This is a genomic window from Micromonospora sp. NPDC004704, from assembly GCF_053601675.1.
The window spans coordinates 269,442-289,651 of record NZ_JBSGCD010000005.1 but is presented as its reverse complement, the minus strand read 5'-3'; the positions used below and the strand labels follow the sequence as shown (position 1 = coordinate 289,651).

Genomic DNA, 20,210 nt, shown 5'->3' with positions numbered 1-20,210 from the left:
GCGTACGGGACGGGACGACACCCCACTACCCTGGAGGCCGGTCTGCGCGGGTATGGCCACCGCGCCCGGTGTCAGCTGGGCGCGGATCGCAACGAGGAGGACCGACGTGACGCGCTCGATCAGGCGACCCCGGCGGGCCGTACTGCTGCTGGGTGGTGCGGCGATCGCTGCCGCTCTGCTGCTCTCCGGGTGCGGGACGGGTCAGATCGCCGAGACCGCGGCCATGCGGCCGACCGTCTCCGGAGTGAACACCCAGACGGCGGACGATGCCTTCAAGCTGCGCAACCTCGCGGTCGTCTACAAGGACACCAAGGGCTACCCGGCCGGTTCGGACGCGCCGCTCGAGGTCACCATCTACAACGACTCGGCGAAACCGGTGACGGTGTCGGTCACCACCACCAGCGCCCAGGGCGTGGTCCTCGGCGGCAAGCTCGCCCCGAGCCCGCAGCCCAGCGCGTCGAGTGCCTCGCCGTCGGCGCCGGCCTCGCCCTCCGGCTCGCCCAGCGGGAGCCCGTCCGGGTCCCCGAGCGGCAGCCCGTCGGGTTCGCCCAGCGGCAGCCCGTCGGGGGCCGCCAGCGGTTCCCCCACGCCGAGCGCCGCCGCGACCAGCCAGGCGCCGATCAACCAGCCGGCGAAGATCGACATCCCGGCACACGAGTACGTCGTCCTGAGCCCCACCAGCGGCAGCTTCCTGCAGCTCGCCGGGCTCCACGAGGCGCTGCGGCCGGGACAGTCGGTGGAACTGGTCTTCGACTTCGGCGGTCAGCAGATCCAGACGCCCGCCCCGGTCGCGATCCCGCTGACGGCCGCCCCGCCGGCCACCCCGATTGTCGGTGGCGACGGCCACGAGGGCTGATCTCACCGAACAGCGAGGCCGGCGAAGGCCGGTGCACCACAAGATCTCCGAACCGGGCCGGCGTGGCAGTGACCACGACCGGCCCGTTTCGTCGTACGGATTGGCTAACGTCGCGGGGTGACCCCGCCCCCCGCTCCCCGCGCGACCCCCACGCGCTCCCGAGCCACGGCCCGTGAGCCCCGGCCCGCCTACCAGTGCGACGCCTGCGGGCACCAGCCGCCCAAGTGGGTCGGCCGGTGCCCCGAGTGCGGCGAGTGGGGAGCGGTGATCGAGACCGTCACCGGACCGACGGTCGCCGGCCGGGTGGTCAGCTCCCGCGTGCCGGGTGAGCCGGCCCGACCGATCGCGACCATCAGCGCCGCCCCGGCCAAGGCCCGACCGACCGGCATCGGCGAGCTGGACCGGGTCCTCGGCGGCGGCCTGGTCCCCGGCGCGGTGGTGCTGCTCGCTGGTGAGCCCGGTGTCGGCAAGTCCACCCTCCTGCTCGACGTGGCGCAGCAGTGGGCCACCGTCGCCGGCAGCCCGTCCCTGGTCGTCAGCGGTGAGGAGTCGGTCAGCCAGGTCCGGTTGCGGGCCGAGCGGATGGGCACCCTGCACGAACAGCTCTACCTGGCCGCGGAGAACGACCTCGGGGCGGTGCTCGGCCACCTCGACGCGGTCAAGCCCGGCCTGCTGGTGCTCGACTCGGTGCAGACCATCGCCACCCAGGCCAGCGACGGGGTGCCGGGCGGGGTGACCCAGGTCCGGGCGGTCACCGCCGCCCTGGTGTCGGTCGCCAAGGAACGCGGCGTCGCCGTCGTACTGGTGGGACACGTCACCAAGGACGGCCAGGTCGCCGGCCCACGGGTGCTGGAGCACCTGGTCGACGTGGTGCTGCACTTCGAGGGCGACAAGCACTCCTCCCTGCGGATGGTGCGCGGGGTGAAGAACCGGTTCGGTGCCGCCGACGAGGTCGGCTGCTTCGAGATGCACGAGGGTGGGATCAGCAGCCTGGCCGACCCGTCCGGGCTGTTCCTCACCCGCTACACCGAGCCGGTGCCCGGCACCTGTGTGACGGTCGCGATGGAGGGGCGGCGGGCCCTGCTGACCGAGGTGCAGGCCCTGATCGGCGCCACCGTCGCCGGCTCGCCCCGGCGTACGGTCTCCGGCCTCGACTCGGCCCGGCTGGCCATGGTGCTCGCCGTGCTGCAACGCCGTACGGAGCGACTGACCCTGCACGACCGGGAGGTCTTCGCCGCCACCGTGGGCGGGATCCGGGTGGTCGAGCCGGCCGCCGACCTGGCGGTGGCGCTCGCCGTCGCGTCCGGTGGGCTCAACCTCGCCATCGCCCCGAACCTGGTGGCGATCGGGGAGGTCGGCCTCACCGGCGAGGTCCGCCGGGTCGGCGCGGTGCCCCGGCGGCTGGCCGAAGCGGCCCGGTTGGGCTTCCGCTTCGCCCTGGTACCGCAGGGCTGCGGACCCGAATCGACCGGAGTGAGCCAGGAGAACATGCGGGTATTGGAGGTCACCGACGTACGATCGGCCCTGCAGCAGGCCGCGCGGGTGTCGGCCGAGTGACCGGAAAGTCCCTGATAAATCCTGGTACGACCGAATGTGACGAAACCCCGGATGGTCGGCGCCGCAATGGCGCGGACCCCGATCGCGGCGAAGGGAACGGGCGCAGTGGCACATCACAGTAACCGCGGCAGCACCGAGTGCATGCCGGTCCGTAGACTGTCCGGGTGCCGACCGACCGCGACGCGAGCAGAAGCGCTGGCGCGAGTGCCCCGGCCAACGGCAGCGCCGTGGGTTCACTGGCACGCACCATCAGCGCGGGGGTGACCGTGAACGTACCCGGAACCACCGGTGACCCGCTGCGCGCCAATCTCGCGCTGATGGCGCCGGGCACCGCCCTGCGCGACGGACTGGAGCGCATCCTGCGCGGCCGTACCGGCGCGTTGATCGTGCTCGGCTACGACAAGGTCGTCGAGACCCTCTGCACCGGTGGCTTCCCGCTCGACGTCGAGTTCTCCGCGACCCGCGTCCGCGAACTGTGCAAGATGGACGGTGCGGTGGTGCTCTCCAGCGACGGCACCCGGATCGTCCGGGCGGCCGTGCACCTGATGCCCGACCCGTCGATCCCGACCGAGGAGTCCGGCACCCGGCACCGCACCGCGGAACGGGTCGCCCGGCAGACCGGGTACCCGGTCATCTCGGTCAGCCAGTCCATGCGGATCATCAGCCTCTACGTCAACGGCCAGCGGCACGTGCTGGACGACTCGGCCGCGATCCTGTCCCGGGCCAACCAGGCGCTCGCCACCCTGGAGCGCTACAAGCTGCGGCTCGACGAGGTCTCCGGCACCCTCTCCGCCCTGGAGATCGAGGACCTGGTCACCGTACGGGACGCGGTCGCCGTGGTGCAGCGGCTGGAGATGGTGCGCCGGATCGCCGACGAGATCGCCGGTTACGTGGTGGAACTCGGCACCGACGGCCGCCTGCTCGCCCTGCAACTGGACGAGCTGATGGCCGGTGTCGACGCCGACCGGACCCTGGTGATCCGCGACTACCTGCCCACCGGACGCAAGGCCCGTACGCTCGACGAGGCCCTGGTCGAGCTCGACCTGCTGACCGCCACCGAGCTGATCGACCTGGTCGCGGTGGCGAAGGCGATCGGCTACCCGGGTGCCTCCGACGCGCTGGACGCGGCGGTCAGCCCGCGCGGCTTCCGGCTGCTCGCCAAGGTGCCCCGGCTGCCCGGCGCGGTGGTCGACCGGCTGGTCGGTCACTTCGGCAGCCTCCAGCAGTTGCTCGGCGCCACCGTCGAGGACCTCCAGGCGGTCGACGGGGTCGGCGACGCACGGGCCCGTGGCGTACGCGAAGGTCTGTCCCGGCTCGCCGAAGCGTCCATCCTGGAGCGGTACGTCTGACCCCGGCCCGCCGCCCAGCGTGAGTGGCGACCCAGGGTCGGTACCTGCTGAAGCCGGTGCTCAGTTGGTGATGGTGAACGTCACCGGGTCGCTGTGCTTGGTGCCGAGCCGAGCGAAGATCTGATACTCGCCGGCCTCCGCGTCCGGCCCGGCCGCCAGGGCACCGCTGCACTTGGTGTCCCGGTTGCCGTTCCAGTCGGCCTGGAAGGTGTGTTTGACGTTCGGTGCGAGCGACACCACGCTGGTGCCCTTCGCCCCGCAGGTGTCGGAGGACCAGACCCGCTCCGCACCGCGCTTGATGAACAGTTCCTGGAGGTCGGCGCCCAGGTCGCGGCTACAGGTCCGGTTCGACGTGTTCTTGACCTCGAGTTGCAGGCCGACCGTCCCGCCCTGCCGGATCGACTTGGCCAGCGGCACCGGCACCACCGAGATCTCCTCGTCGGTGCACGAACCGGCGGCCGGCGGCGGCACGTCCGGAATCGTCCCGGCCGGCGGGACCACCGGGTCACCGCCCGCCGGATCACCGCCAGCCGGCTGCTGCGGGTCCCCCGCTGCCGGGTCGACGCCGGCCGACGGGTCGACCGCCGGATCCGAGGCGGGCGCACCGCTCTCCGGGGTGAGTACCGACGAGGTGGGCTGCACCTCGGCCGGTGTCGTCGGCGTGGTGTTGGCCGCGTTCGAACCGGGCTTGTCCGGCTGCTGGGTGCACGACCAGAGCACGACGATGAGAAAGAGCAAACCCGCGCCGAGCACGACGGCTCGACGCCGCCAGTAGACGGCGGGTGACAGGGGGCCAACCGTCAAACGCATGATGCGTTCACCGTATCGGGGTGCACTCGGCGGACTCGGGCGACGCGCCGGGGTTCGCGGGGCCGGAATCGCCGGTTCGAGAGCCCGGAATCCCCTGTGGGCCAAGCCGATCCGCCCATGATCACAGGTAGACCTTACGTTGGTACACCGCGTGCGCACCGGCCACCCGGTCGAGAAACAGTAAACCGGCACAGTGGTCGATTTCGTGCTGCAACGCCCGTGCCTCGAAGCCGTCCGCCACCAGCCGGACCTGTTCGCCCGTACCGGGCAGTTCGCCGGTCACCACGAGCCGGCTGGCCCGTTTGACGTCACCGGTCAGGTCCGGCACCGACATGCAGCCCTCCCGGCCCGGCCGCCACCGACTCGCCTCGGCCACGGTCGCGTTGCAGAGCACGAAGGTGCCGTGCACGGTCACCGCCTTGGGGTGGCCGGTCACGTCGACCGCGAACACCCGCGCCCCGACGCCGACCTGCGGCGCCGCCAGCCCGACGCACCCGGGTGAGGCACGCATGGTGGCGATGAGGTCGGCGGCGAGCTGCACCACCTCGTCCGAGGTCGGGTCGACGGCGGCACCGGCCCGGCTCAGCACCGGGTCGGGCGCGCAGACGACGGGGAGCACGCGTCCCACCACACCGAGCGCAGTCAGCGTCGCTGGTGTCCAACCCGCCAGCCCGACGTCCTGTACGACCGCCGCCGGACTTCCCCCGGCCGGGGCCGTACCGCCGGCAGGCACCGCGCCGGTCTCCTCGGCGGTTTCCTCCGCGGTCACCTTGCCGGTGTCCTCGGCGGTCACAGCAGGTCCGAGTCGGCTCGCCGTAGCGTCACCTCGACGTCCAGGCCGGCGGCCACCTCGGTCAACCGGTCGGCCAGCGGGCCCGCCGTGCCGGGCGGCAGGTCGACCTCGGCCACAATCAGATAGAGCGGCCCGGTGAGCCGGGTGGTGAGGTCGGTGACGTTGCCGCCGTACTCGGCCAGCACCCGGGTCACCGTGGCGACGATGCCGAGGCGGTCGGCGCCGTGGACCGCGAGCACGTACGGCTCTCCGGTCGGCGGCTGCTCCCCGTCCGCCTGCACTGACCGTACGGTGGCGAGCAGTTGACCGTCCGCGCGCAGCGGGACGAGCGCGGCCTCGACCTCGTCGGCGGTCGGGCCGACGCAGATCAGCGTCATCGCGAAGTGCCCGCGCAACCGGGTCATGGTGGAGTCGGTCAGGTTGGCGCCGAGCCGGGCGAGCAGCTCCGCCACGTCGGCCACGATGCCGGGCCGGTCATGACCGATGACGGTGATCGCGAGCTGACTCATCCGGGCATTCTGCCCGATCGGCGCCCGTCTCCCGCCCCCGCCCGGCCCGCCCGTCCACGCTGCGGGACGGTGCCCGACGGCCCGGGCGCGTACCGGCCCGCTGTCGCACCCCCGACGGCCATGACAGGATCGGGCGCGATGTCCGAACCAACGCTCGCCACCGTGACCATCCGGTGGTACGACAAGAACGCCCGCGACCTGCCGTGGCGGGAGCCCGGCGTGACCGCCTGGGCGGTGCTGGTCAGCGAGGTCATGCTCCAGCAGACCCCGGTGGTACGCGTCCTGCCCGCCTGGCGGGCGTGGCTGGCCCGCTGGCCGGGGCCGGCCGAACTGGCCGCGGATCCACCCGGCGAGGCGATCAGGATGTGGGGGCGGCTCGGCTACCCCCGTCGGGCGCTGCGGCTGCGGGACTGCGCGGTGGCGCTGGTGGAGCGGCACGGTGGCGCGGTCCCGACCGATCTGACCGCCCTGCTCGCCCTGCCCGGTGTCGGCGACTACACCGCACGGGCGGTGCTCGCGTTCGCGTACGGGCAGCGGCACCCGGTGGTGGACACGAACGTACGGCGGCTGGTGGCTCGGGCGGTGGCCGGCGCGGCCGACGCCGGTCCGGCAACCCGCCCGTCCGACCTGGTCGCCACCGCGGAACTGCTTCCGGTGGAGCCGGCCAGGGCGGCTCGGGCCAGCGCCGCGTTCATGGAGCTGGGAGCATTGGTCTGCACCGCCCGCGCGCCCCTGTGCGTGGACTGCCCGCTCGCGGACCGCTGCGCCTGGCTGGCCTCGGGCGCCCTGCCGCCGACCGGCCCGTCCCGTCGCCCACAGGGCTACGCCGGCACCGACCGCCAGGTACGCGGCCTGCTCCTGGCTGTCCTGCGGGACGCGACCGCCCCCGTCCCGATCGCCCAACTCGACCTCGTCTGGGCCGACGACGCCCAGCGCGTCCGCGCCCTGAGCACCCTGGTCGAAGACGGCCTGGTGGCCGCTCTCCCGCACGCCACCTACGCCCTCCCCGGCCACCCGACGGCCGACCTGGTGCCCGACCTGAGCGAACAGAACACCTAGCCTGCGGAGTCAGGACCGGGCTCTTGCCCGTCGGGCCCTCCGTGGGACCGCGCCAAAGGCGGGACCTGGCCCGGACAGGCAGCGCGGGGTGGCTGACGCAGAGCGGCCCCGGACCGGGCTTTCGCCGCTGTCCGGGGCCGCTCTGGTGATGCTGTGGTGCTTACTCGTCCGCGCCGGCCGGGGCCGTGTTGCCGAGGTCGGCGGGCACCGCGTCGGGCACCGGCACCGGCTTCTCCGCACCGCGGAAGACCAGCTTGGACTTGTCGATGTTCTCCGGGTCGCCCTCGCAGTCCACCACCACGATCTGACCGGGGGTCAGCTCGTTGAACAGGATCCGCTCGGACAGGTTGTCCTCGATGTCGCGCTGGATGGTCCGGCGTAGCGGCCGGGCGCCCAGCACCGGGTCGAACCCCTTCTTCGCCAGGTACTTCTTGGCGTTGTCGGTGAGCTCGAGCCCCATGTCCTTGTTGCGGAGCTGAGTTTCGATCCGCTGGATCATGATGTCGACGATGTGCAGGATCTCGTTCTGGTTGAGCTGGTGGAACACGATCGTGTCGTCGATCCGGTTGAGGAACTCCGGCCGGAAGTGCTGCTTGAGCTCGTCGTTGACCTTCTGCTTCATCCGCTCGTAGTTCGACTCGGAATCCTCAGAGGCCTGGAAGCCCAGCGACACCGCCTTGGCGACGTCCCGCGTACCCAGGTTGGTGGTCAGGATGATGACCGTGTTCTTGAAGTCCACGATCCGGCCCTGGCCATCGGTGAGCCGACCGTCCTCCAGGATCTGGAGGAGCGTGTTGAACACGTCCGGGTGGGCCTTCTCGATCTCGTCGAAGAGAACCACCGAGAACGGCCGCCGACGCACCTTCTCGGTCAGCTGGCCACCCTCGTCGTAACCGACGTATCCGGGGGGCGCACCGACGAGCCGGGACACCGTGTAACGGTCGTGGAACTCCGACATGTCCAGCTGGATGAGGGCGTCCTCGCTGCCGAAGAGGAACTCGGCGAGCGCCTTGGACAGCTCGGTCTTACCCACACCCGACGGGCCGGCGAAGATGAACGAGCCGGAGGGCCGCTTCGGGTCCTTCAGGCCGGCCCGGGTCCGCCGGATCGCCTTGGACACCGCCTTGACCGCGTCCTCCTGGCCGACGACCCGCTTGTGCAGCTCGTCCTCCATGCGGAGCAGCCGGGAGGTCTCCTCCTCGGTCAGCTTGTAGACCGGGATACCGGTCCAGTTCGCCAACACCTCGGCGATCTGCTCGTCGTCGACCTCGGACACGACGTCGAGGTCGCCGGCCTTCCACTCCTTCTCCCGCTGGGCCTTCTGGCCGAGCAGCTGCTTTTCCTTGTCCCGCAGCTGCGCGGCGCGCTCGAAGTCCTGCGCGTCGATGGCGGATTCCTTGTCCCGACGTACCTGGGCGATCCGCTCGTCGAAGTCGCGCAGGTCTGGCGGCGCGGTCATCCGGCGGATGCGCATCCGGGCCCCGGCCTCGTCGATCAGGTCGATCGCCTTGTCCGGCAGGAAGCGGTCGGAGATGTACCGGTCGGCCAGCGTGGCCGCCGCGACCAACGCGGCGTCGGTGATGCTCACCCGGTGGTGGGCCTCGTACCGGTCACGCAGACCCTTGAGGATCTCGATGGTGTGGGCAAGCGACGGCTCACCCACCTGGATCGGCTGGAACCGGCGCTCGAGCGCGGCGTCCTTCTCCAGGTGCTTGCGATATTCGTCGAGCGTGGTGGCACCGATGGTCTGCAGCTCGCCACGGGCCAGCATCGGCTTGAGGATGCTTGCCGCGTCGATCGCGCCCTCGGCGGCGCCAGCGCCGACCAGAGTGTGGATCTCGTCGATGAACAGGATGATGTCCCCGCGGGTGCGGATCTCCTTGAGCACCTTTTTGAGGCGCTCCTCGAAGTCACCGCGGTAGCGCGAGCCGGCCACCAGGGCACCCAGGTCAAGCGTGTAGAGCTGCTTGTCCTTGAGCGTCTCCGGCACCTCGCCCTTGATGATCCGCTGGGACAGCCCCTCGACGACCGCGGTCTTACCGACCCCGGGCTCGCCGATCAGGACGGGGTTGTTCTTGGTACGGCGGGAGAGCACCTGCATCACCCGCTCGATTTCCTTCTCGCGCCCGATGACCGGGTCGAGCTTGCCCTCGCGGGCGGCCTGGGTCAGGTTCCGGCCGAACTGGTCCAGCACGAGGCTGGTGGACGGCGCGGCCTCACCCGGCGCGGCTCCGGCCGCGGCCGGCTCCTTGCCCTGGTAGCCGGAGAGGAGCTGGATCACCTGCTGGCGGACCCGGTTCAGGTCGGCGCCGAGCTTGACCAGCACCTGGGCGGCGACGCCCTCACCCTCACGGATCAGACCGAGCAGGATGTGCTCCGTACCGATGTAGTTGTGGCCGAGCTGCAGCGCTTCGCGCAGAGACAGCTCCAGCACCTTCTTGGCCCGCGGCGTGAACGGGATGTGCCCACTCGGCGCCTGCTGACCCTGGCCGATGATTTCCTCGACCTGCTGGCGGACGCCCTCCAGGGAGATGCCCAGGCTCTCCAGAGCCTTTGCGGCGACGCCTTCGCCCTCGTGGATGAGACCCAACAGGATGTGTTCCGTACCGATGTAGTTGTGGTTGAGCATCCGGGCTTCTTCTTGAGCCAGGACGACAACCCGCCGCGCTCGGTCGGTGAACCGCTCGAACATGCCCTCGTGCTCCTCACGTGCCGTGCGCCATTGATCTTGGCGGGGCCAGCGCCCGGGCGTCCAGGTGACACCCGTGCCATCACTCTATCGCCGCGAACCGACTCTTCTGAGGTCGTGTGTTGCTGGAATGCGCCACGTCCGCGACGTTTTTTCCCAACTGCCCGCGCTCAGAGCGTGTTCCCCGGCCCCCGGCTCTACGCGTAGAGCGAAATCCAGCGGGGCGGTCTGACGTCCACAGGCAGTCCCGAGTCCATCCACAGCTTGTGGATAACTCTTCCACTGCCTGTGGACAACGTCGGCGCCGCCCGGTTCGTTCCCGACGACCGCAGATCTTTCCGGACCCTCCGGGCGCCGGATGGGAGATCTCCGCCCGTCACACGGCGAGCACCCGGAGACCACACATGGACAAGCCCCCCGGTCCCGGCCAAGCGACCCCCGCCCCCCACCCCCCCCCCACCCCGTCCCCACCCGCGACGTAGACGATCTTGCAGTTGTGGCGCCCGAATCGTGGCCTTGATGGGATTTGTGAACAGCCACAACTGCAAGATCGCCGCGCTGCTTTTGCGTGGGGGTGGCGTGGGGGTGGGGTGGGGGGTGCAGCAGGTGGGGCGGGTGGGGTCTCGGTGATGGTGAGGGGCGCAGGGGGGCGTGTTCCTGGTGATGCCGCAAATCGCTCATATGGGATGCTGGGGGAAAAAGTCCAGCGCCGGGCCAGAAGCGTCGCATTCGCTCCGGACCCGGCGCGGGGAGCCGGTCAGACCGTAGCCTCAGCGGCCGGCCTTGGCGTGGTACTCGTCGACGATCTCCTGCGGGATGCGCCCGCGGTCGGAGATGTCCCGGCCTTCCTTTTTGGCCCAGGCCCGGATCGCCTTGTTCTGCTCCCGGTCCGCGGTGGCGCCACCACGACCGCGGGCAGCCCGGCCACCGACGACAACGCCACCACGACCGACCTTCGAGCCGGACGCGACGTACGGCGCAAATAGGTCCCGCAATTTCCCGGCGTTCTTCTTCGACAGGTCGATCTCGTACTGAACGCCGTCGAGCGAGAACTTGACAGTCTCGTCCGCGTCGCCGCCGTCAAGGTCATCGACAAGCTTGTGAATGATCTGCTTGGCCACGTGCCGTAATCCTCTCGAGCAGGGTGTTCCGCAAACAAGAGCACAATAGCCCGCAACGCGCTCGTTGCGTCAATAGGACCCGGAAATTACTCAACAGGACTTACGTGACTACTCCGCGCGGATCAAGGGGAAGAGGATGGTTTCCCGAATTCCGAGGCCGGTGAGGGTCATCAGCAGCCGGTCGATTCCCATTCCGACGCCGCCGGAGGGCGGCATTCCGTACTCCAAGGCGCGCAGGAAGTCCTCGTCCAGGCGCATTGCCTCATCGTCGCCCTTCGCCGCGAGTTGCGCCTGGGCGAGCAGGCGGGCCCGCTGCACCACGGGGTCGACCAGTTCCGAGTAGCCGGTGCCGAGTTCGAATCCGAGCGCGTACAGGTCCCATTTTTCGGTGAGTCCTGGCTGCTCACGGTGGGCGCGGACGAGCGGGCTGGTGTCCTCGGGGTAGTCCCGTACGAACGTCGGCTCACGCAGTCCGGGCACCACCAGCTCCTCGAACAGCTCCTCGGCGAGCTTGCCCGGCACCCACTTCGGATCGACCCCCAGGCCGACCTTTTCGGCGTACCGCACGAGCTGTGCCCGATCGGTGGAGACCGTCACCTCCTCGCCGAGCGCCTCCGAAAGCGAGCCGAAGAGCGTCGTCGTACGCCACTGGCCGCTCAGGTCCAACTCGGTCCCGTCGGCGTGCGTCACGACGTGCGAGCCGCCCACCGCGTACGCCGCCTCCTGCACCAGTTCCCGGGTGAGCTTGGCCATAGTGTCGTAGTCGCCGTAAGCCTCGTACATCTCGAGCATCGCGAACTCGGGAGAGTGCGAGGAGTCGATGCCCTCATTACGGAAGTTACGGTTGATCTCGAAGACCCGGTCGATCCCGCCCACCACGGCACGCTTCAGATAAAGCTCCGGGGCGATTCGCAGGTACAGGTCGGTGCTGAGTGCATTGCTGTGCGTCACGAATGGCCGGGCGCTGGCACCGCCGTGCAGCAACTGGAGCATCGGGGTTTCGACCTCGACGAAACTCCGGGCATGCAGAGAATCGCGCAGGCTCCGTACGGCGGTCGCCCTGGTACGAACGGTGTCGCGGGCCTGCGGCCGGACGATCAGGTCGACATAACGCTGCCGGACCCGCGCCTCCTCGCTGAGTGGCTTGTGCGCCACCGGAAGCGGTCGCAGGGCCTTGGCGGTGATCATCCACGAGCCGGCGAGCACCGACAACTCGCCACGCCGGCTGGTGATCACCTCACCGGTCACCCCCACGTGGTCACCGAGGTCGACCTGACGCTTCCACTCCTCCAGCCGCTCCGCACCGACCCGGTCGAGCGAGATCATCGCCTGGAGTTCGGTCCCGTCGCCGTCGCGCAGGGTGGCGAAGCAGAGCTTGCCGCTGTTCCTGATGAAGATCACCCGACCGGTCACCGCGACCGTGTCCCCGGTCTGGGTGTCGGTGGGCAGGTCGACGTACCCGGCGCGGACCTCGGCCAGGGTCGCGGTACGCGGATAACCCACCGGGTACGGCTCGACGCCGTCGGCGAGCAGGCGGTCCCGCTTCTCCCGCCGTACCCGCATCTGCTCCGGAAGGTCGTCCACGGGTTCGGCGGGGGCGGGGATGTGCTCGGTCACGGCAGGCTTCCTCAGGACAGTGAGTTCGGCAGAATTCCCCGAGCCTACTCAAGTGCCTTCCGACCGGGCAGCGGATAACCCGGGGATAGCATCGGACCATGGCTGATCTTGACCAGGCGCTGTCGTTCGGGGCGGCCGCGGAGACCTACGACCGCTTCCGGCCGACGTACCCGGTGGACGCACTCGCCTGGGCGGTGGACGCTCCCGCCCCGGTCCGGGTGGTGGACCTCGCCGCCGGGACCGGCATCCTGACCCGGCAACTGCTCGGGCTCGGGCACCGGGTCGTACCCGTCGAACCGGACGGGGGGATGCGGGCCCAACTGGCGGTCGCCACCCCGGGCACGACGGCGCTGGCCGGCAGCGCCGAGTCGATGCCGCTGCCGGACGGCGACGCCGACGCGATCGTGACCGGGCAGGCGTACCACTGGTTCGACCGCGACCGGGCGCACGCCGAGGCCGCCCGGGTGCTCCGCCCTGGCGGACGTTTCGCGCCGATCTGGAACAGCCGGGACGAGTCGGTGGCCTGGGTGGCCGCGCTCAGCCGGCTGCTGGCCGACTTCGCCGGCCGGACGAGCGTGGACACCGCACCCGACCTGACCACGTTCGGCGACGACTTCGAGCCGCTGGAACGGGCCGAGTTCCACCACGGCACCGAGCACACCGCCGACACCCTGGTCGGGCTGGTCGGCACCCGGTCCTACTATCTGACCGCCTCCGAGCAGCGGCAACACGACCTGGAAACGGCCGTACGCGACCTGGCCCTGCACCACCCCGACCTGGCCGGACGGGACACCTTCGACCTGCCCTACCGGACCACCGTCTACCGGGCCCGCCGCCGCTGACCCGGGCGGGTCAGAGATTGCGCTCGTAGACCATCCGCAGGCCGATCAGGGTGATCATCGGCTCGTGGTGGGTGATGGTGGCGCACTCACCGATGACCAGCGGCGCCAGGCCACCGGTGGCGATCACGGCCCGTACCTCGCCCAACTCCTGGGTCATCCGCTCGACTATCCGGTCCACCTGCCCGGCGAAGCCGAAGTAGAGCCCCGCTTGGAGGCACTCGACGGTGTTCTTGCCGATCACCGAACGCGGCTTGGTCGGCTCGACCTTGCGCAACTGGGCGGCGCGGGCGGCGAGCGCGTCGAACGAGATCTCGATGCCGGGGGCGAACGCACCGCCGAGGAACTCGCCCCGGCCGCTGATCACGTCGAAGTTGGTGGTGGTGCCGAAGTCGACCACGATCGACGGCCCCCCGTAGATCGTGTACGCGGCCAGGGTGTTCACCACCCGGTCGGCACCGACCTCCTTGGGGTTGTCGATCGCCAGCTGGACCCCGGTCTTCACCCCCGGCTCCACGATCACGCTCGGTACGTCGGCGTAGTAGCGGCCCAGCATGCTGCGCAGCGACCGCAGCGCCGCCGGTACGGTCGAACAGGCGGCCACCCCGGTGATCTCCACCGCGTCACCGGCGAGCAGCCCACGGAACTTCAGGCCCAACTCGTCGGCGGTCGACCGGGCATCGGTCTTGATCCGCCACGAGTGGACCAGTTTGTCGCCGTCGAACGTCGCCAGGACGGTGTTGGTGTTACCGATGTCGATGCAGAGCAGCATTCGTCAGCCCCGGTGCTCCAGGTCCGTACCCTCGTCCCGGCCGTGATCTGCCGGCCGGAGGTCTAGTGCGATGTCCAAGATAGGCGACGAGTGGGTCAGCGCCCCAACCGAAAGGTAGTCGACCCCGGTCGCCGCGTACTCGGCCGCCACGTCGAGGGTCAGCCCACCGGTCGCCTCCAGTTCCGCCCGGTCGCCGACAACCGCCACCACCTCGGCCAGCAGACCGGTGGTCATGTTGTCGCAGAGCAGGAACTTCGCCCCCGCCTCCACCGCCTCGACCGCCTCCGCGACGTCTGTCACCTCGACCTGAATCGGGACGTCCGGGAACACCTCCCGGACCCGCCGGTATGCCGGGGCGATCCCGCCCGCCGCGAGCTTGTGGTTGTCCTTGATCATCGCGACGTCGTACAGGCCCATCCGCTTGTTCGTGCCGCCGCCGGCCCGGACCGCGTACTTCTCCAGCACCCGCAGGCCCGGCGTGGTCTTGCGGGTGTCCAGCACCGTCGACTTGCTCCCGACCAGGGCGTCCGCCCAGGCCCGCGTGTGGGTCGCCACCCCGGACATCCGGGTGAGCAGGTTCAGCGCGGTCCGCTCGGCGGTCAGCAGGACCCGGGTCGGCCCGGTCACCGTCGCCAGCACGTCGCCGCGGGCCACCCGATCGCCGTCGCGGGCATGCACGACCACCTCGACCGTACGGCCGGACGCCTCGTCACCGACCAGCTCGAACACCGCCGCCGCGACGGCCAGCCCGGCCACCACCCCGTCGGCGCGGGCCACCACGTCCACCGTGTCGACCTGCCCGGCCGGAATCGTCGCCACGCTCGTCACGTCGACCCGGTCCGGCCCGAGGTCCTCCTCCAGCGCGGTCTGCACGATCCGGGTCACGACCACCGGATCCAGTCCGGCCGTACGCAACGCGTCCTCGGTAGCGGTCCTCACAGCGCCTCCCAGGTGTCCACCAGTTCGCCGGCCGGTCCGATCGAACCGACCAGATGACCCCGCCACTCGTCGCTCACCGTCGGGAAGTCCTCCCGCCAGTGGCAGCCCCGCGTCTCCTGACGGGCGTACGCCGCCGTCACCAGTGCCGACGCCACGGTGACCAGGTTCGTCGCCTCCCAGCTCGCGGTCCGGGGCGCACCCCGGCTCAGGGCGACCCCGGTCAGTTCGGCGGCGGTCGCCCGCAACGACTCCGCCGACCGGAGTACGCCGGCACCCCGGCTCATCGCCCGTTGCAGGGTGGTCCGGGTCTCCGGCTGCACCACCCAGCCGGTGCCGCCCTGCCAGGCCCCGCCCGGCGCCGGCTGCACCTGCGGCGGCAGGTTGTGCGCGATGTCGTCGGCGATCCGCCGGGCGAAGACCAGCCCCTCCAGCAACGAGTTGCTGGCCAACCGGTTCGCCCCGTGCACACCCGTGCAGGCGACCTCGCCGCAGGCGTACAGGCCCGGGATCGAGGTACGGCCGTGCAGGTCCGTACGGACACCGCCGGAGGCGTAGTGCGCGGCCGGCGCGACCGGGATCAGGTCGACCGCCGGGTCGATCCCGATCGCCAGGCAGGAGGCGACGATGGTGGGGAAGCGCTGGTTGAGGAACTCCGCGCCGAGGTGCCGGGCGTCCAGGTAGACGTGGTCCTCCCCGGAGGCCACCAGCACCCGATGGATGCCCTTCGCCACCACGTCGCGCGGGGCCAGTTCGGCCAGCTCGTGCTGACCCACCATGAACCGCTTGCCGTCCGCGTCGACCAGGTACGCCCCCTCGCCACGCAACGCCTCGGAGACCAGCGGCTGCTGGGCGGCACCGAGCACACTGGTCGCGTCGGCCGGGCTGATCAGGGCGGTCGGGTGGAACTGGACGAACTCGAGGTCGGTGACGGCGGCACCGGCCCGGATCGCCAACGCCACACCGTCCCCGGTGGAGACCGCCGGATTGGTGGTGGCGGCGAAGACCTGCCCCATTCCGCCGGTGGCGAGGACCACCGCGCGGGCCAGGATCGCACCGACCCCGTCCTCGCTGCCCTCACCGAGTACGTGCAGCGTGATGCCGCAGGCCTGGCCCGGTGCGTCCCCCCAGCCGGGTGCGCGCAGCAGATCCAGCACCAGCGCGTGCTCGACCAGCCGGATCCACGGGTCCCGGCCGACGGCGTCGTGCAGGGCGCGCTGCACTTCCGCACCGGTGGCGTCACCACCGGCGTGGACGATCCGGTTGGTCCGGTGCCCGCCCTCGCGGGTGAGCATCAGCGACCCGTCCGCGTTGCGGTCGAACTCGGCGCCGATCCGGATCAGTTCGCGCAGCCGGGCCGGGCCCTCCTCGACCAGCACCCGGACCGCCTCCGGGTCGCAGAGCCCGACCCCGGCGACCTCGGTGTCGTACGCGTGCGCGGCGGGAGTGTCCAGCGGGTCGAGTACGGCGGCGATGCCGCCCTGGGCCCAGCGGGTGGAACCGTCATCGATGTTGACCTTCGTCACGACGGTGACGTGCAGACCCGCCTCACGCAACTGGAGCGCGGCGGTCAACCCGGCGATACCCGACCCGATCACCACCACGTCGGTGGTCTCCACCCAGCCCGGTGCGGGTGCGCCGAGCAGCGTGGGCAACACCGGCAGATCCAGGGTCGGCACATGCATCAGCACAGTGAACCCCGCTCGATGCGCGGCCCGACCGCCGGGGGCGGCGAGGGTGATCTGGATCCGATCGGGTCGCCGATGCGGCTACTTGGTGGGGATGGGCAGCGCCGCGAGACCGGCGCCCCGCAGCGGGCGGTTGACCGTGCCGTCGCCGTACAGGTCCAGGTAGCAGCGGATGCCCCGGTTGCCTGCCTGCCAGTCGTCGCGGGTGGGCGGCAGGGGAACCACACCGGCGCGGAACGCGAGGTTGACGTCATTGGGCGTCCCGATGTGCGTCGCCATCAACTTCTGGCACTCGCCGAAGATCGGGACCCAGTCGAGGTCCTTGGTCGGGTAGTTCATCTCGGGCGCCTTCCATACCCCGACGAACTCGCTGTTGTGCGCCTTGGCGCAGTCGACGGCCACCATCCCGGTGATGCTCCGGTTCGCCGCTCGATTGATCGTGTAGCAGGTCAGACCCAGCGGGGACGGGGTTTTCAGGGCACCCCGTACGCTCGCCGTCCGGCTGGTGACGACGCCGTTGGTGGGCTCGACCCTGGCCACCTCCGCCATGTCGCACCGGAACCACCGCGCACCACCCGTCCAGGCCACCGGGGAGGGAAGGGCCACCTCCAGCCGGAGGCGGCCGGCCCGCCATTCGTTGCCGACGTATTCCCGCGCTTTCCCGTCGCATTCGCCGAAGGCGGTACGAATCTCCGGCGAACCCTCCACCGGCGGCGCCTCCCGGCCGGCGGCAACACCGGCGAAGGTGCCGACGTGCACCGTCTCGGTCCGGTGCGGCCCGGTGCAGTCGACCGGCTCGTACGACGAGAGCGGGGCGACCTTGACCGGGTCGGCCGGATGGCAGGTGCCGACCGGCGGGACGAACGGTTTCGCCTCCGCCAGCGGAGCCCAGTCGTCCATCAGCGAACCGTCGATCCCGGCCGAAGTCCCGCACCCGCTGAGCAGCACGACCGCCACTCCCACCGCGACGGGGACGCTCCACCAACGACGCATCGCGTCCCTCCCCCGGGGCGGCACCAGTATGGACGGCTGAGTCATAGCGTAGCCGTCCGGTGCCGTTGCGTCGCCTCGGCGAAGTGGTCGATCGTGCTCGACCCATCAGCCCGGTGTGCTCACCCGGCGTCCGCCACCAGGTCGCCCCGGACCAGATCGTCGGCCATACCGGGGGCCACCCCGGCCGGGTCGGCACCGAGTTCTATCACCCGGTTGTCCGCGTCCACGTGCACCACCCGAGGCTGGTACGACCGCGCCTCGGCGTCCTCGAACTGCCCGTACCCGATGATGATGACCAGGTCACCGGGGTTCACCAGATGGGCGGCGGCACCGTTGATACCGATCACACCCGTGCCCCGGGCACCGGGGATGGTGTACGTCTCCAGCCGCGCCCCGTTCGTGACGTCCACAATGGCCACCTTCTCCCCGGGCAGCAGGTCGGCGGCTTCGAGCAGCTCCTCGTCGATGGTCACCGAACCGACGTAGTGCAGGTCGGCCTGGGTCACCGTGGCGCGGTGGATCTTCGACTTGAGCATGGTGCGGAACATCAGATTTCTTCCTTCGGATCAACGGCCGGGTGGCCGAGCGAATCAGTGGCCGGGTCGGCGAGCCGGACGGCCAGGTTGTCGATCAGGCGGGTGCCGCCGACCCAGGCGGCCACCACCATCCGGGCCGGGCCGACGAACGGGGCCGGAGCCAGGTCGGGGTCGGTCAGGACCAGGTAGTCGAGCTTCGCGCCCGGCGTACCGGTGGCTTGGAATGCCTCGTGGGCGGCGGCGAGCGCGGCGTCGGGGCCGAGCCCGGCCGCCGCGGCCGCCGCGCCCGCGCGCAGGGCGGCGGACAGGCTCAACGCGGTCACCCGCTCGTCCGCCGACAGGTAGCGGTTACGACTGGAAAGGGCGAGTCCATCCGGTTCCCGGACGGTCGGCACACCGACGATCTCCACCGGTACGTTCAGGTCGAGCGCCATCCGGCGGACCAGCGTGAGCTGCTGGTAGTCCTTCTCGCCGAAGAACGCGAAGTCCGGCCGGACCACCTGGAGCAGCTTGAGGACCACGGTGAGGACCCCGTGGAAGAAACCGGGGCGGCTGGCGCCCTCCAGTTCCCCGCCGAGCGGTCCGGGGTCGACCCGGACCAGCGGCGCCCCGGTCGGGTACATCTCCTCGCGGGACGGCGCGAACACCAGCTCCACCCCGGCCGCCGCGCAGATCGCCAGGTCGGCGTCGAAGGTACGCGGATACTTGTCGAAGTCCTCGGTCGGCCCGAACTGCAACGGGTTGACGAAGATCGTCACCACCACGTGGTCGGCCCGCTCGCGGGCTGCGTGCAGCAGCGCCACGTGCCCGGCGTGCAGCGCGCCGAGTGTCATCACCACCGCGACCGTGCCCGGCAGCGCGTCGCGCGCCGCCGCCAACTCGGCCCGGGTGCGTACCACCTCGGTCATGCCCGCTCCTCGCTTCCCTGCCCGCCGGCGCTTCCCCGGCTCCCGACGCTGCCCTGCCCGTCGACGCTGCCCTGCGCGGCGAGGTCAACCCGGCCGGTTGTCATCAGACCGACTGCCGTTGCCGGTCGGCCAGCACGCCGAGCAGCGACACCGCGTCGACCGGGCGGAGCCGGCCGGCGGCGATCGCCCGGTCGGCGGTGCGCCGGGCCAGCGCCAGGTAACCGGCGACCGACTCGGGTGCGGTCGCGGCCAACCGGTCCAGGTGCTTGGCCACGGTGCCGGCGTCGCCCCGGACGACCGGGCCGGTCAGCGCCGCGTCGCCGAGCCGCAGCGCGTTGTCCAGGGAGGCGTGCAGCAGCGGCCCGAGCACCTTCTCCGGCTGCGCCACACCCGCGTCCCGCAACCGGTCCATCGCCTCGTTGACGAGGGTGACCAGGTGGTTCGCGCCGTGGGCGAGAGCCGCGTGATAGAGCGGACGGTCGCCCTCGGCCACCCACTCGGGGACCCCACCCAGGTCCGCCACGAGCCGGGCGGCGAGCGGCCGGAGGTCCGCCGGGACCGTCACGCCGTACGAGATGCCGGGCAGTCGGGCCAGGTCGTCGGCGGTACCGGTGAAGGTCATCGCCGGGTGGACCGCGAGCGTACGGGCACCGACGGCGGCAGCGGGTGCGAGCACCCCGAGCCCGTGCGCGCCGGAGGTGTGCAGGACGAGTTGGCCCGGACGCAGGGCACGGGTCTCCGCCAGACCGGACACCACGGCGGCGAGCGCGTCGTCCGGCACCGCGATGATCAGCAGGTCCACGCCGGCGCGGGCGACCTCGGCGGCGGGCAGGTTCACGGCGCCGGGCAGCAGATGGGCGATCCGGGCCTTGGCCGCCTCGGAGACACCGGAGGCGGCGCGCACCCGGTGTCCGGCCCCAGCCAGCGCGGCGCCGAGTACGGCACCCACCCGGCCGGTGCCGATCACACCGACGGTCAGCGTCCTGGCAGGTACGGCGGCAGCGGTGCGGTGGGCCGGCGCGGTCACCCCGACAGGGGTGGCCGGACGCGGGCGCGGCGATGCGCTCATGTCTTCGATCCAGTCCTCGATAAGTGGTACCGGTCGATCGCAATTATGCGCCGTTGTTACGGATCTGCGACAAGCATGTGTGAAAACCTTCACCGCCGCCGGAACGGCC

General features: G+C 71.0%; 18 protein-coding genes. 5 read left to right on the top strand and 13 right to left on the bottom strand.

Annotation, left to right across the window (positions count from 1 at the left end):
• The first annotated feature begins 106 nt into the window (after positions 1–106).
• The 3 genes from ACWEFB_RS09510 to disA all read left to right on the top strand — a co-directional run bounded on the left by ACWEFB_RS09510 (position 107) and on the right by disA (position 3,762).
• Positions 107–856, top strand: coding sequence for a hypothetical protein (locus tag ACWEFB_RS09510; RefSeq protein WP_452283881.1), 750 nt, complete (start codon positions 107–109; stop codon positions 854–856).
• A gap of 117 nt (positions 857–973) precedes the next feature.
• Positions 974–2,413 (top strand): DNA repair protein RadA, encoded by a 1,440-nt coding sequence (gene radA / locus ACWEFB_RS09505; RefSeq protein WP_326562186.1) that lies wholly within the window; start codon positions 974–976, stop codon positions 2,411–2,413.
• A gap of 164 nt (positions 2,414–2,577) precedes the next feature.
• On the top strand, positions 2,578–3,762 hold the full coding sequence (gene disA / locus ACWEFB_RS09500; RefSeq protein WP_326562185.1) for a DNA integrity scanning diadenylate cyclase DisA: 1,185 nt from the start codon (positions 2,578–2,580) through the stop codon (positions 3,760–3,762).
• A 60-nt stretch (positions 3,763–3,822) separates the two neighbouring features.
• Here the strand turns inward: disA and ACWEFB_RS09495 are convergent, their stop codons facing one another.
• From ACWEFB_RS09495 to ACWEFB_RS09485, 3 genes are all read right to left on the bottom strand, one after another.
• Positions 3,823–4,572 (bottom strand): hypothetical protein, encoded by a 750-nt coding sequence (locus ACWEFB_RS09495; protein ID WP_452283878.1) that lies wholly within the window; start codon positions 4,570–4,572, stop codon positions 3,823–3,825.
• Positions 4,573–4,693: 121 nt separating this feature from the next.
• Positions 4,694–5,242, bottom strand: coding sequence for a peptide deformylase (locus tag ACWEFB_RS09490; RefSeq protein WP_452284068.1), 549 nt, complete (start codon positions 5,240–5,242; stop codon positions 4,694–4,696).
• A gap of 119 nt (positions 5,243–5,361) precedes the next feature.
• Entirely contained in the window at positions 5,362–5,874 is a 513-nt protein-coding gene (locus ACWEFB_RS09485) for a glycine cleavage system protein R (protein ID WP_326562183.1), read from the bottom strand.
• 138 nt (positions 5,875–6,012) lie between these two features.
• On the opposite strand from ACWEFB_RS09485, the gene ACWEFB_RS09480 reads away from it, so the two are divergent.
• Positions 6,013–6,933, top strand: a complete 921-nt coding sequence (locus ACWEFB_RS09480) for an A/G-specific adenine glycosylase (RefSeq protein ID WP_452283876.1) — start codon at positions 6,013–6,015, stop codon at positions 6,931–6,933.
• Positions 6,934–7,093: 160 nt separating this feature from the next.
• Here ACWEFB_RS09480 and ACWEFB_RS09475 read toward each other — a convergent pair whose 3' ends face one another.
• From ACWEFB_RS09475 to lysS, 3 genes are all read right to left on the bottom strand, one after another.
• Positions 7,094–9,625 (bottom strand): ATP-dependent Clp protease ATP-binding subunit, encoded by a 2,532-nt coding sequence (locus ACWEFB_RS09475; protein WP_326562181.1) that lies wholly within the window; start codon positions 9,623–9,625, stop codon positions 7,094–7,096.
• A gap of 767 nt (positions 9,626–10,392) precedes the next feature.
• On the bottom strand, positions 10,393–10,743 hold the full coding sequence (locus ACWEFB_RS09470) for a histone-like nucleoid-structuring protein Lsr2 (protein ID WP_326562180.1): 351 nt from the start codon (positions 10,741–10,743) through the stop codon (positions 10,393–10,395).
• Between the two features lie 108 nt (positions 10,744–10,851).
• Positions 10,852–12,306, bottom strand: a complete 1,455-nt coding sequence (gene lysS / locus ACWEFB_RS09465; RefSeq protein WP_452284066.1) for a lysine--tRNA ligase — start codon at positions 12,304–12,306, stop codon at positions 10,852–10,854.
• Positions 12,307–12,458: 152 nt separating this feature from the next.
• Here lysS and ACWEFB_RS09460 point away from each other — a divergent pair, with 152 nt between their 5' ends.
• Positions 12,459–13,202, top strand: coding sequence for a class I SAM-dependent methyltransferase (locus ACWEFB_RS09460; RefSeq protein ID WP_452283873.1), 744 nt, complete (start codon positions 12,459–12,461; stop codon positions 13,200–13,202).
• 10 nt (positions 13,203–13,212) lie between these two features.
• On the opposite strand, the gene ACWEFB_RS09455 is transcribed toward ACWEFB_RS09460, so the two are convergent.
• From ACWEFB_RS09455 to ACWEFB_RS09425, 7 genes are all read right to left on the bottom strand, one after another.
• On the bottom strand, positions 13,213–13,971 hold the full coding sequence (locus ACWEFB_RS09455) for a type III pantothenate kinase (RefSeq protein WP_326562178.1): 759 nt from the start codon (positions 13,969–13,971) through the stop codon (positions 13,213–13,215).
• Between the two features lie 3 nt (positions 13,972–13,974).
• Positions 13,975–14,910 carry a carboxylating nicotinate-nucleotide diphosphorylase gene (nadC, locus tag ACWEFB_RS09450; protein WP_452283871.1) on the bottom strand — a complete coding sequence of 312 codons (936 nt, stop codon included), beginning with the start codon at positions 14,908–14,910 and terminating at the stop codon, positions 13,975–13,977.
• Entirely contained in the window at positions 14,907–16,592 is a 1,686-nt protein-coding gene (locus tag ACWEFB_RS09445) for an L-aspartate oxidase (RefSeq protein ID WP_452283869.1), read from the bottom strand. The genes nadC and ACWEFB_RS09445 overlap by 4 nt, the downstream gene beginning before the upstream one ends.
• An 84-nt stretch (positions 16,593–16,676) precedes the next feature.
• Positions 16,677–17,588: a septum formation family protein gene (locus ACWEFB_RS09440; protein WP_452283866.1), complete on the bottom strand. Its 912-nt coding sequence runs from the start codon at positions 17,586–17,588 to the stop codon at positions 16,677–16,679.
• A gap of 119 nt (positions 17,589–17,707) precedes the next feature.
• Positions 17,708–18,136, bottom strand: coding sequence for an aspartate 1-decarboxylase (gene panD / locus ACWEFB_RS09435; RefSeq protein ID WP_452283864.1), 429 nt, complete (start codon positions 18,134–18,136; stop codon positions 17,708–17,710).
• Positions 18,136–19,032, bottom strand: a complete 897-nt coding sequence (gene panC, locus ACWEFB_RS09430; RefSeq protein WP_452283862.1) for a pantoate--beta-alanine ligase — start codon at positions 19,030–19,032, stop codon at positions 18,136–18,138. Before panC ends, panD begins: the two co-directional genes overlap by 1 nt.
• Positions 19,033–19,135: 103 nt before the next feature.
• Positions 19,136–20,101 carry a Rossmann-like and DUF2520 domain-containing protein gene (locus ACWEFB_RS09425; RefSeq protein WP_452283860.1) on the bottom strand — a complete coding sequence of 322 codons (966 nt, stop codon included), beginning with the start codon at positions 20,099–20,101 and terminating at the stop codon, positions 19,136–19,138.
• Positions 20,102–20,210 lie beyond the last annotated feature (109 nt).